10 protein-coding genes and 1 pseudogene are annotated in these 12223 nt (G+C 57.1%); 5 read left to right on the top strand and 6 right to left on the bottom strand.

Annotation, left to right across the window (positions count from 1 at the left end; all coding sequences use genetic code 11):
* Window positions 1-610 precede the first annotated feature (610 nt).
* The 4 genes and pseudogenes from I2H81_RS09000 (at window position 611) to I2H81_RS08985 (ending at window position 2367) form a co-directional block, all read left to right on the top strand.
* Window positions 611-1051 carry a DUF4869 domain-containing protein gene (locus I2H81_RS09000; RefSeq protein WP_117638277.1) on the top strand — a complete coding sequence of 147 codons (441 nt, stop codon included), beginning with the start codon at window positions 611-613 and terminating at the stop codon, window positions 1049-1051.
* Between the two features lie 184 nt (window positions 1052-1235).
* Window positions 1236-1925: pseudogene (locus I2H81_RS10630) on the top strand (IS1595 family transposase); the annotation flags it as partial.
* A gap of 65 nt (window positions 1926-1990) precedes the next feature.
* On the top strand, window positions 1991-2125 hold the full coding sequence (locus I2H81_RS10525) for a hypothetical protein (protein WP_267490010.1): 135 nt from the start codon (window positions 1991-1993) through the stop codon (window positions 2123-2125).
* Between the two features lie 113 nt (window positions 2126-2238).
* Entirely contained in the window at window positions 2239-2367 is a 129-nt protein-coding gene (locus I2H81_RS08985) for a type II toxin-antitoxin system RelB/DinJ family antitoxin (RefSeq protein ID WP_195645315.1), read from the top strand.
* A gap of 369 nt (window positions 2368-2736) precedes the next feature.
* On the opposite strand, the gene I2H81_RS08980 is transcribed toward I2H81_RS08985, so the two are convergent.
* From I2H81_RS08980 to I2H81_RS08955, 6 genes are all read right to left on the bottom strand, one after another.
* Window positions 2737-3036 (bottom strand): hypothetical protein, encoded by a 300-nt coding sequence (locus tag I2H81_RS08980; RefSeq protein WP_117854877.1) that lies wholly within the window; start codon window positions 3034-3036, stop codon window positions 2737-2739.
* A 996-nt stretch (window positions 3037-4032) separates the two neighbouring features.
* Entirely contained in the window at window positions 4033-6519 is a 2487-nt protein-coding gene (locus I2H81_RS08975) for a glycosyltransferase family 2 protein (protein WP_195645314.1), read from the bottom strand.
* Complete coding sequence (locus tag I2H81_RS08970; RefSeq protein ID WP_195645313.1) at window positions 6520-7587, bottom strand: glycosyltransferase; 1068 nt, start codon at window positions 7585-7587, stop codon at window positions 6520-6522. It abuts the gene before it with no gap.
* Window positions 7588-7599: 12 nt separating this feature from the next.
* Window positions 7600-8718, bottom strand: a complete 1119-nt coding sequence (locus I2H81_RS08965; RefSeq protein ID WP_195234479.1) for a glycosyltransferase family 2 protein — start codon at window positions 8716-8718, stop codon at window positions 7600-7602.
* A gap of 74 nt (window positions 8719-8792) precedes the next feature.
* Window positions 8793-9833, bottom strand: a complete 1041-nt coding sequence (locus I2H81_RS08960; RefSeq protein WP_195645312.1) for a glycosyltransferase family 2 protein — start codon at window positions 9831-9833, stop codon at window positions 8793-8795.
* 6 nt (window positions 9834-9839) lie between these two features.
* Window positions 9840-10943 (bottom strand): glycosyltransferase, encoded by a 1104-nt coding sequence (locus I2H81_RS08955; RefSeq protein WP_195645311.1) that lies wholly within the window; start codon window positions 10941-10943, stop codon window positions 9840-9842.
* A gap of 112 nt (window positions 10944-11055) precedes the next feature.
* On the opposite strand from I2H81_RS08955, the gene I2H81_RS08950 reads away from it, so the two are divergent.
* Window positions 11056-12171: an acyltransferase family protein gene (locus I2H81_RS08950; protein ID WP_195645310.1), complete on the top strand. Its 1116-nt coding sequence runs from the start codon at window positions 11056-11058 to the stop codon at window positions 12169-12171.
* Window positions 12172-12223: the final 52 nt, after the last annotated feature.

Below are 12223 nucleotides of genomic sequence, written 5' to 3'. Positions count from 1 at the left end.
TGGAGCGTCTCATGGAAAATCCCCCTAATCTAGCAACGGTTTCCAAGTCTACTAGATTGGGGGGACGGGAGCCAAGCTGCAATACCCCCAAGACACCCGTCTATAGGTCGTGACGTTGTCTATAAACAGGCTCACCGCCCGCGGAATAAAATTCGGCGCAAATCGTTTGAGCAGGCGACGCGCGGAAGGAGCGTGTAGGGCGGTAATATACTGACCGTCAGCCGCGGCATCCTCGCGGAAACCCATTTGTTGCCGGAACTATAGTCCCCGGCGCGGGCTCACCTTATCTCCCCGGCACGGGCTCGATATCCTCTCGGATATCTAATCGTCTTGGACTTTTACCCACCCAAGCACAGTACGGCTTTTACGTGCCGCCACGCAGAGCCTAGCCTGGAACTATTGTCTAAAACATAGGCCTTCAAAGCAACTTAGGTTCAAGTACGGACATGCAAATACGGGCACTGGATACAGGTCTTGACTGTCAATGGTTATCAATCGCATGTGTTTCTGGCAAATTACGCCCGTCTTATGCGTGCGATACAATCAGTCTCACCGAACACCAAACCAGCAACCCGAAGGGACCAACGTGTTAACAATTCACTATGGTGATATGGAAAACGTTATCTACAATACGTCGGTTTACTTCGATAACGTCTATTCGCCCCAGTGGTTTCAAGACGCCTTTGCTCAAAGGATTATTAAATCAATCGATAAAGGCAATGTCGTTGGACCCTGCGCAATAGACACCAAGATCCTAGGCATTATCCCTCCTGAAAGGCTGTCGGGAGGCACTAAGACGCTGTTGCTCATGTACTTCATGCCTCAGAACGTATACAACGCCACAACCTGCAGCGACAATTGCGCTTACTGGATTCTGAGAATTGCCACGCAAAAGGACTTAACCATCAACCTCTACCATCTGATGGATTTTGGAAACGGCAAGTTCACGGCTACCGTTGCAAACACGGGCGATGTCGTTCACACGATGTTCGACCTTGTCCCTATAGCCGCAAAATGCCTAAGGGAAACTCCTGACATGCACTTTCGTTAGGCTCTGTTAGACCAAGATTGACATACATATGTCATCACGGCGCCATATCGTTAGCCTCGTAGACCGCGGGGCAGCATGAACGCCGAGGACCTGGTAATCACCTTCAAGAGGGACATCGCGAGCCTCAGCAGGACCGAACGCCGCCGGCTCCGCCTACGAGGCCGAGCGCTCCCCGCGCTGCGGGTCCGCCGCGGTCGTGAAGAAGGGCAAATCAAAGAACGGCGAGCAGCGTTACCTCTGCCAGGATTGCGGCAGGACCTTCGGCATGGGCAGCGGGCACATCCTGGGGACGAGCAGGCTCCCGAAGGAGACCTGGATGGCCAATGCCGAGTGCTTCGTTCTCATGCTGCCCCTGCGCGAATGCGCGGGGCGCTGCCATGTCTGCCTCAAGACCGCCTACACCATGCGCCACAGGCTCATCGAGTGTCTCTCGGCCTACTCGCCCTCGTTCAAGACCGGGCGGGGCTGCGGCTGCGAGCTCGACGAGACCTACTTCCCCGAGTCGTTCAAGGGCAACCACACGAAGGGGTCATTTACGATGCCACGTCACTCCCGACATCGTGGCAAGCAGGTGCACAGGCGCGGACTGTCGCGCGAGCGGATCTGCGTCATGACCGGCGTGAACGACTCGAACGAGACGTTTCTCGAGGTCTCGGGACGAGGCATCCTGTCGAGGAAACGCGCCGTGGACGTGCTGAGGGACCGCATCGCGTCCGCTTCCGTCGTGGCGACGGACAAGGCGTCCGCCTATGTCGACGTCCTCGCGGAGCTCGAGGTCGCCGCACACACGGCCCACGATTCCAAGGACTGTTCCGAGGGGACCATCAACCGGATCAACACCGTCCATTCGCTCCTCGATACCTTCATGAAGCCGTTTAAGGCGTGTCGACGAAGCACCTCGGCGCCTACCTCGCTTGGTTCAAGAGGTGCCGGACCTTCATGGCGATCAATTCCGGCACCGCAGAGCGCACGGTTGCGCGACAGCTCGCCAACGGCATGTGCAGGAGCCGCATCCGTGATATGTTCAACGTCCTGCCGCCCTACATTGACTACTGGACCGAAGCCGCCGCATAGAGACGGTAGAATGGTCGCATCGCGATATACGAGGAAGGTGCAGCCATGCCGTCGAACATACCGGCCACGACGATCCAGATCGACCCGGAGGCCAAAAAGGAGGCCAGGCCATCTTGGACGAGCTCGGCCTGTCCATTTCCACCGCCGTCAACGCGTTCCTCAGGGCGCCCGTCCGGGAGGGCGGGATGCCGTTCGAGATGAGGGTCAAGACGCCGGCGCCCGACGGGAAGACGGCGAGATAGCCGGTAAATCGACTTGGGGCGATGGGACCCTCACGATTGACCCGACAGATCTTTAGCACATCGCCCCCTTGCCGGATTCAAACCCGGCAAGGGGGGCGATTATCCTGCAATTTCAAAAAGATGATTGGGGCAGAATGTCAATCATGGTCCGACAGAGCCAAATCAATCCAACATTTTAGATAACGGGTAATGATTCGGGAACAGGGCGTTCGGCCGGATGGGACAGATAGATATGGAAAGAACGAACCCCTTCGGGGCACACAAGTAGAGACAAACAATGGGGTCGCTTCGAGAAGCGATGCTTTCGAAGCGACCCCATTATTTGCACAATTGACTTAGGTGCTGAGACCAAGTTGAGTCAATCTTAGACTAACAGAGAGAAGCGCCGCCCAAGTCATGTACTATCCGCTCCAACTCGACAATGTAGGACTCAACCAAATCATCCGATGGCGAGACTTCTGCTCGAATAATGTGGTCCCATTTATACAGGAAATTTTCAACCTGTCGATCTGAGTCATTCTTCCACAGTGGAGCAAGTGCAATCAACGCCGCATCAAAAGGATTGGAGGAAAAATTATCAGCATCAATATAGCCACCCATACCGGCCCTATCGCAGTCATATACACGTCTAACTATTCTCTCCAATTCAATAGCCTGATTATGATTCATAAAATCACCTCCCTTTTTTACTCTTGATACCCCAAAATAGAGAGGAAAAGAGTTTCGATAACATTTATCCGGTTGAAAATCATACACAATCGCTAAACATCGGTTGATTTCCGATCTCAGCCGATCGCATTGAACCAATAGGCCGTTCCGGCAGTTATCCGAACGCCCCCGCGGACCCAGTGGGCCCAGGGGGGGCGGCGTTTTCCCAGTTGGAGGAACGGTGGAGATGTGTTTCGATGGGTTCGGTGGCCATGCTTCGCCCTCCGCCTGGCACCGCTTCCCAGACCCAGTCGGACGTTCGGTCCGCCTATTCCGTTTTACCTTAAGGCTAGGCCAGCGGGGTATCGCCCATCTCGGCGCGCGCAGGCTCTATGAGCCCCGGCGTCAGGTCGAGCATGTCGACGGGTGTTAATGATCACTAAAAAGAGGTCCGCGTGATCGCCGACAATCGAGCACCGTGAGCACTGAAACTGAGCAGTTTGAGCAGGAGGGCCGTACCCCCGGGAACCGGGAGCGCGGCCCTCGCCATACGGTTTCCCCGGGCGGGCACTTTGGCGAGGCCGCCCGGGAAGGATGGGGAGATGACCGTGCCCCTGGACACAGTGAATGATATACGGTCGACGGAGGCGGCCGGGCGCCCGGGGTTCAAGATAGCCCGGGCACTTCACCTGAGCCGCAACACCGTGGCGAAGTACGCCGACATAGAGGACATGTCACCCGCCGCGACGATACCCCAAAGGAGGGCCAGGCTTCGGGGAGGGCACGACGCAAGAACGTAAGCGCCTTGCCGTTAATAAGATCCATAACACCGGCGGGTAAGCCGGCAAAGGCAAGTGCGATATCTACTTATATCGGATAATATCGAGTTATATAAGCCTGTATAAACTTATCGCGGAAGTATCGAGCTTTCGTAATTTGTCTTAGTAGGTAGTCCAACGTTGCTTTCTTCCAAGCTCATAGCGAAAGAAAGTTTAGTACTTCCTAAAAACCATTGCTTTAGACCGAGAAATACTCGCTCTCAGCGGATAAGTTCGGCCCCAACCACGGATCGCCCTTCAGGAAGAACTCCGGCCAGCGCTGCATGAACAGTGCTTGTTCGTGCTTCCAGCGGCGCAGCTTTTCCTCGTTGGCCTCTTCCCTGCCGCGCGAGGTGAACTCGTAGTGATACAGCTCTGCATAAGGCGTAAAGATGGTGCGGTAGCCCGCCTCCCACACGCGCAGGCAAAAGTCTGCGTCGTTAAAGCCGACGGCGAATTCCTCGTTATAGCCTCCGACCTGCTCAAATACGTCGCGGCGGACCATCTGACAGGCGCCCGTTACGGCACTAAAGTTGCCCGGGCGCACAGCGCGGGCAAGATAGCCCTCGCGCTTTGCCGAGAAGTCCTGGTTGGCATGGGCAAGTGCGCCACGCACGCCAACCACAATGCCAGCGTGCTGCACCAGATGATCGGCAAAGTAGAGCTTGGCGCCCACCACGCCCGCATCGGGACGCTGCAGGTAGCCCATCATCTCTTCGATAAAATCGGGGCTTATGACCTCAGTATCGTTGTTCAGCAGCAGCAGGTAGTCGCCCTTGGCATGCTCCACGCCAAAGTTAATGATCTTGGAGTAATTAAACTCGCCCGGCCAGAACACAACGCGCGCGCTACCCTTACCGTCAGACGCGGCAGCCACGCGCTCCGGCAGGGTTTCGTAATACGCAAACGTCTCCGGATCTTCGCTGTTGTTCTCCACCAAGACGATCTCGTAGTTAGCATACGTGGCCTTCTGGGCAATTGACATCACGCAGGAATCGAGCGTCTCAACGTGGTCCTTGGTGGGAATCACAATGCTCACCAACGGCTCAGGCTCCGGCAGCGCATAGCGCATGTGGTAGACAAACGGCGTATCGGTCTCCTCGACCGTTCCGCAAATGCCCAGCGCGTTGAAGTGACGCTGAAGCGCAAGGCGCCCGGCTTCAATAGCATACGGCTTGCTATCGGCAGAACCGTCGGCGGTCGATCCCGGATGCACGCGCCAGTGATACAGCACGTGCGCAACATGCTCAAACCGCGCGCCCGCCGCAAGGCAACGGAGCGTCAGGTCATAATCCTGGGCGCCCACAACGTCTTCTGGGGACGTACCAATGTGATCGATGAGCGCCTTCTCCACCACCAGGAAATGCGTCACGCAGTTATGGCTATAGAGCAGGTCGACGTTGAGCTGCGTCTTAAAGACCGGCTGGCCCCACTCCCCCGTTTTCTGGAACATGTCCTCGTCGCAGAACAGGACCTGGGGACGCTCTCCCTCGGCAGCCTTGTTCAGCGCAGAAACATAGTGGAATAATGCGTCCGGTTCCAGGATGTCATCGTGGTCCAAGAACGCGATGTAGTCGCCTGTCGCTTGCTCGATACCCGCGTTGGTGTTGAGCACAATGCCGCCGTTGCCGGAAAGCTCGATGCGGCGAACGCGCTCGTCGTTGGCGTCTGCCGCAAGAGTGGCCACCGCGTCCCATTCGGGCGAGGCATCCATGAGCAGCAATTCCCAGTTGTCATAGCTTTGGGCGAGCACCGAGTCCAGCAGCTCGCGCAGGTAGACCAGATCGGTCTTGTAGCACGGCACCACAATGCTCACGAGCGGTCTATAGGCAAAGGCCGCCGAAGCGACACGCTGGCACGCCAAATCGCCCGGCTTTGCGCGATGTTGCTCAAACCAACGTCGATAAGCTGCGTCGTCCGCACGCGCGTCCTTCATGCGGTTCCAACTGTCGTCGACCATGCCGTTGTACAGGCGACCATCCATGGCGCAAAACCCGCTCTGGATCTGCTCTGTGGGATCGCTCACAATCGCGACAAAATCCCGTATATCCCGAGGCATCTCAACGCTCAGATACGTTTTATTGACGCGGCATCCGTTCTGCTGCGGCACATCGACCTGCGATTCAAACACATGCACGGTGGCATCAATCGCATTCATATGCGTATCGAAGCTCTGGAACTCAGGGGAGCACTGGGGGTCTCCCGCCCAGGCAACCTCATAGCGCCACACCGCGCCGGCGTCTGTCGGCAAATAGCGAATGGCATCGATCTCGTAGCGACCGCAGCATTCGCCACGCTGCGCATCGCGGATAAGCGCGCACAGCGCAGGCTTTGCTTTGTAGTTAATCTTAGATTCCAGCTTGTCCACGCGGCTATCGAGGCGAATGGCGCCAAGCTTTTTGCCACCGGACACAAATGCAGCGTCGATCGCAGAGCCATCCAAAAACGGAAGCACCAAGACGGCGAGCTCGCGCTCGTAATCGGAAACGGAAGGGCAAAGCGCCAACACACGGCCATGATCGACTGGGAGCACCAGCGACGGCACACAAGAACCGCTCGTTGTCGCGTGGGCAAACGCTTGAGAACCCTCCCGTTCAATAAGCGCGGCGACATCCTGACCGGCAAAACGAAGCAGCACAAACAGACGGCCCTGACTGCGGCAAAGTGCCAAACGCTTGATACTCATCTACACTTCTCGCTTTCCCAGGGCGTTCGCTGCCATGCGTTTGCAGGCACCCAGGCGCCCAAACCTCAAGACGTCGTAATCGAACATGAGCTTTTTGCACAAACGAGCAGCAGGGGCCTTACCGATAAGTGCCGCGCGCACCATGGCGGCAACCGAAGGAGCACATTGTGCGAGCGCAGCATCGTTGTCCACGGCAGAACCGTTAAGCGCCGCGGCAACGGCAGCAAACACTTTGCCGCAGTCCGAACCCAGCAACCTCAGCGCATCGTACAGCACCAGATCACACAGGAAGTACGCCAGGTCATCAGCATGCTGTGCGTCGAGACCGTCGCGCTGCCAGTCAGCCAGCATAGCGAAGTAAATCTTCACGTGCTCCAGCAGACGTGTCTCGTCGTCGTAGCGCATGGTGTCCATGAGCGAACCCTTGCGAGCCACGCGATAGTCGTACAACTTGTTCGAGATAAGCGCGGTCTTGTGCGAACGACCGTACACGGCAAAGTCGAAGACCTGGTCCTCGCCATACTTAACGGTTTCGTCGAACACGATCCCGTTGCCCAGCAAGAAGTCGCGCTTGCAGGCGGTGCGCCATGCAAAGGGACGAGACGCTTCCTTAAACAGCAGGTCGGAGCTATAGCCCTCAAACGACACATCGCGCGGGCTAAGCACATAGTTAAGCCACGGATACCCCGCCTCCAGCGGATACGGGTTCGCGCCAAAGGTCAACACGTCGCAGTCCTCGCGCTCAAAGGCATCGACGATCACGCGGCATGCATCGGGCGTAAAGCGGTCGTCGGAATCCAAGAACGCGACAATTGGCGCCGTGGACGCGGCGATGCCTGCATTGCGCGCGCTCGACAGGCCCCCGTTCTCTTTATCGACCAACGTAAAGCGCGCGTCCTTTTCGCAATAGGCAGCCGCAATATCGCGCGAACCGTCCGGCGAGCCATCGTTGACCAGCACGCCTTCCCAATCGGGCATGTCCTGCGCAAGCAGGGAGTCCAGGCACCAGGCCAGGCACTCCTCCACCTTATAGATGGGAACGACAACGGAAATCTTGGGGGTAGTCATAGCCAAGTGCTCCTACTGTGCGGCCGGCACGTCATCGGGATGCGGATTATCGCCGTAGGTGCGCTGATACGTCAGCACGCGCCAGACCAGCGGCAGGCCGCCAATCTTAAAGTAGTGCTTAAACGTATTGAGCTTGCCGGGCTTCTTAAAGTCAAAGCGCGAATCGATATAAGCACGGGGCGACTTGACCATCAGGCGCAAGTCGGTCTCGCCGCGCGGATCGAACAGCGACAGATCAAAGCGACCGGCATCCCAATCGGCCTTGAGCTCGGGCGAAGCCTTCTCCCAAAACTGCTCGCGCAGCTCATCGACCAGACGCTCGTCATTCCAGCGATACGTATCGACCTTCATGCGCATTAAAATGCCCTGGAGCTGAACCTTGAGCTCGGGACGTTCATCCAAAAAGCGCTGCATCTCGGCGTATTCGTCGCACACGCAAAATACCTTGTTGGGCGAATTAACTGAGCTCTTCTCGTTGTCTTGGCGATAGCACAAAATGGGGTCCGCGATAAACGCTGCACGCTCGGCGCATGCCCAAACCTTAAAGTTAAAGCCTGCGTCCTGATACGAGGCGCCCGGCGTGGGAAGGAACCGAATCTGATTGTCGTTGAGGAACTCGCGCCGATAGATGGCCGACCAAATGGAAGGTTTGCGGTAGAAGATGCCCGGGCGATCGACGGGGCGATACGCGGCGCCCGTCATATACTCGCCGATGATCCCAAACAGCTCACGGCGCTCGCTGGGCGTGGACCAATACAGATAAAAGTCGCCCTTTACCACATCGGCATGCTCAGCATCGGCCTTGGCGACCAGCTTTTGGAGCGAATCCTCAAACATAAAGTCGTCGGACTCAAGAATGCCCACGTACTCACCGCGCGCCATCTCCAGACCGCGGTTCATCGAGTCGCCGTAGCCGCTGTTGGCTTTGTCGATCATCTTTACACGGGGGTCGCGCTCCATGTACTCGCGGATGATATCCGGCGAGCTATCGGTGGAACCGTCATTGATACAGATGATCTCGATGTCCTTGAGCGTCTGCGCCACGGCGGAATCGAGGCACTCGCGCAGATAGCGCTCGACATTGCAAATGGGGACAAGCAGCGAAACTTTAGGGGTATCAGAGTTCTGCAAGAGAACCTCCTGTTGAATAGCGTGTAACAGGGTTATTTTAGCAGCCGGGTTGCGGCGGGCGGCAGCGCTTGGAATTAGATAAAGCGCTCCAGACAGGCTTTGAGACCGCGAGTCGAAAGATAGAACAGCGTGGCGTCTGCCATCGAAACGCCCGAGGTCGCCGCAACGAGCTTGTGGGCAACACGCCGAACGGCGCCCTTAGCAGGCATATCCGCCCACGCCGTTCCCAAAAACGTCGTGAGATCCATGTTGACGCGAGCCGCCACGCGATGGAAACCATCGGCATCCAAGCGCGCTAGGTCGAACACAATTAGGTCTAAAAACCAAGTTATCAGCTCGCCGGGGCACAGGTCCAAAAGACCGTAGGCCGCCCAGTCCTCCAAGACCTCCTCGAGCATCCTCATGTGGGCGTCAAGCTTTTTGGCGCGAGCATCGGCACTGTTGAACTCGTGCGTCGCCGATTCACTCTCCATCACGTAGTGGTAGAACTTGTCCGGCATGACGACGGTCTTGCGGGCAAGCGCATAAGCCGCAAATTGGAAGACGACGTCCTCGCCCAAAGCCAAACCGGGGGCGAAGCGAATGCCTTCGCGATTGAGCAGCTCGCGCGAAAAAGCCGCACGGCAGGCATAGGGCTGCGCATTCGAATGGAACAGCAGTTGGGGATCACGGGCGCCGAAGGTACCGGCTTTGGGGCTCATGAGTTGCTGGACGCGTTTGGGGGCAGCATCGACGGGTTCACAGACACCGCCAAAAACGGCAGCCTCGGCATCTGCAGACTCCATGGCATGCAGCACGCGCTCGACCGTCTGGGCATCGATGTAATCGTCGGCGTCCACAAAAAAGACGGTCTCGCCCACGGCGGCATCGATACCGGCATTTCGAGCACACGAGACGCCCGCGTTTTCCTGGTCAATCACCAGTACGTGATCGTCGGCCTGCGCGATCTGGCGCAACACGTTCAACGAATCATCAGTCGAACCGTCGTTGACGCAGACAACCTGAATCGAGCGCTCGGACTGGGCCAACAGCGAATCGAGACATCGCTGAATGGAGTGCGCAGAGTTGTAAACGGGGACGACAATGGTAGCTTTAGGACACGAGGCCTCTCCCATGCCGACCTACCCCCTTAGCGATTCGATGAGGAAAGCGGCGACCACGCCTGGGCCTCCAACCGAGGCGTAATACTTAGCACGCCCCAAGGCACCATCCGTCGCAAAGCTCGGATGCTCGTCAACCCAGCCCTCAGGATCTTTGAGGATAGCAGCGAGATTTGCGCGCTTCCACGGCTTGAGGTCGTCAAGCGAAAACTCCCCGGCGTCCAAGGCAGCTTGGAACTCCTTGGCCATCTGAACCAGGAACTCCTTATAGAACTTGGGCGCCAGGCGCACGTAGTTCCACATGTACGAATCGTACTTAATGAGCTGATTGAACTTGAGCATGCGCGCGACGTCATCACTTGCGTGATCACGGGCATAATCCTCTCGAATCCAACGCTCAATCTCGGCATACTCGGTATTGACGCAAAAGACCTTAGCCGAAGAATTGACCGAGGAATTCTCGTTGTCCTGGCGATACGACAACACGGCATCATGCAGGTAAACAGCCTTATCGGCACACGCGATAACCTTAAAGGCGAATGACGTGTCCTGAAAGGATGCCCCTGGAGTCGGCAAGAACTTGATGCCGTTGCGCTCAAGAAAATCGCGACGGTACACGGCCGACCAAATCGACGGCTTTTGCTTAAAGAACTGCGTCGTGTCGCTCGGGTGCACCGGCTTGTCGCAGTCCTTGGCCTTAAACATCTCGTGCAGCGAACGGCGCTCCTCGGGCTTGGACCAGTAGAAATCAAAGTTCGCCTTCGTAAAGTCGGCATTATTGCTATCGGCGGCCGAGACAAGCTTTTCGAGTGCGTCGGGCGCCATAAAGTCATCGGACTCCAAGATGCCAACGTACTTGCCACGCGCCATCTCCAGGCCGTGGTTCATCGAGTCGCCGTAGCCGCTGTTGGCCTTGTCGATCATCTTGACGCGCCCATCGCGCTCCATATACTCGCGGATAATCGCCGGCGAGTTGTCGGTCGACCCGTCGTTAATGCAGATGATCTCGATGTCCTTGAGCGTCTGCGCCAGGGCGGAATCGAGGCACTCGCGCAGGTAGCGCTGAACATTGTAAATGGGAATAAGCAGCGACAGAACAGGGCTGCCAGAGGCGTTAGTAGACAAATGTGCTCCTTAGGAAATACCTGTCGTTTCATGGTATCAAAGGGTCAGCGCGCTAGCGGGCGTTTATATAATCTATGGAGCTCGCAGAGGCAAACCGATAAGAAAGGACGTCATGCAGCCCAAAGCCGCACGCAACATACCCATCGAAGCACTGCGTTTGGTCGCGGTCGCCGGCATCGCGGTGTTTCACACCTTTCAGTGGACCTTCCAAGCGACCTGCGTCGGCTTGCCGGAATACGCGCCGCTTGCCGCCTTCCCCCATTCCGGCGTGCTCGGTTTTATTAACCTGCTGGGCTGCTGGGCCAACAAGGTCTTCTTTATGATCTCGGGCTATTTTCTCATCGCCTCAGCCGCGCGTGCTTGGGACGGTGGGGCAACGTGGAAGTCGCAAATGCAACGGACGGCGCAGCGCCTAGGCAAGGTTGTTATGCCCGCTGCGTTTTATTGTGTCGTGGCGCTCTCGTGGTCCACGGTCGTCTCCCCCATTCCCGATGTTACCCTCAGCACGCACTACTGGTACACGCTAGGCCTTGAGTTTATCTGGGTCTATGCCGCCACGGTCTTCATGGCGCCATGGTTTGGACTGGCTAAGAGTCGACTCTCCCAGAAGAGCTACACGACGACGGTCATCGCCGTTGGCATCCTCGCATTTGTTGTTAACGGGTATATAGCCGCCATGAGTACGACAAGCGCCGGCGAGTTTTCTTGGCTCCAGAAGCTCATGAGCGCTGCCACGTACGTAATCGCGTTTTTGATCGGCGGTCTGCTCCGCGACGTTACCGATGTCATGGATTCGGACAGGGCAGGCACCTTGGGCATGCGGTCGCTCGCTGCGATTTTGGCACTCGCCACCATCCTGGAAGGAGCACTCTCCTTCACCGGCAACCTCACGGCGATGGCAGTCCTCTCCTACAAATCGACCTCGTTGATCTCGTTTGCCCTCGCTGCAGCCTCCCTGCTCTTTGCGGCTACCCGACGCAGGGCCTTAGGCAATCCGCGGAATGCAGGTGTCATCGTCACCTTATCGACCGCCACGCTCGGTTTCTATGTGATGCAGTCGCTCACCAGTAGCCTGTGGCGTCCCGTCTTCAACACCCTGCTCGCAAACATACTGGTCAGCCAAAACAGCCCGGCAGCTATATGTATCGTCACGGGTACCGTCATTAGCATCGTCTTTGCTCTGGCGCTTCTCATCATCGATGCAGCTAGAAGCCTTATCGCTCGCTAGCTCAAGCGGCAATAGACACGCTGCCGTCAGACGCCAAAGCCGCTACACCCGT

This window comes from Collinsella aerofaciens (assembly GCF_015561195.1).
Classification (GTDB): domain Bacteria; phylum Actinomycetota; class Coriobacteriia; order Coriobacteriales; family Coriobacteriaceae; genus Collinsella; species Collinsella aerofaciens_AC.
This window is presented reverse-complemented; position numbering and strand designations above follow the sequence as displayed.

Bases quoted from the DNA above. Each gene is read 5' to 3' on its own strand.
- I2H81_RS09000 (WP_117638277.1), top strand. From the start codon at position 611: ATGGAAAACGTTATCTACAATACGTCGGTTTACTTCGATAACGTCTAT.
- I2H81_RS10525 (WP_267490010.1), top strand. From the start codon at position 1,991: ATGGCGATCAATTCCGGCACCGCAGAGCGCACGGTTGCGCGACAGCTC.
- I2H81_RS08980 (WP_117854877.1), bottom strand. From the start codon at position 3,036: ATGAATCATAATCAGGCTATTGAATTGGAGAGAATAGTTAGACGTGTA.
- I2H81_RS08975 (WP_195645314.1), bottom strand. From the start codon at position 6,519: ATGAGTATCAAGCGTTTGGCACTTTGCCGCAGTCAGGGCCGTCTGTTT.
- I2H81_RS08970 (WP_195645313.1), bottom strand. From the start codon at position 7,587: ATGACTACCCCCAAGATTTCCGTTGTCGTTCCCATCTATAAGGTGGAG.
- I2H81_RS08960 (WP_195645312.1), bottom strand. From the start codon at position 9,833: ATGGGAGAGGCCTCGTGTCCTAAAGCTACCATTGTCGTCCCCGTTTAC.
- I2H81_RS08950 (WP_195645310.1), top strand. From the start codon at position 11,056: ATGCAGCCCAAAGCCGCACGCAACATACCCATCGAAGCACTGCGTTTG.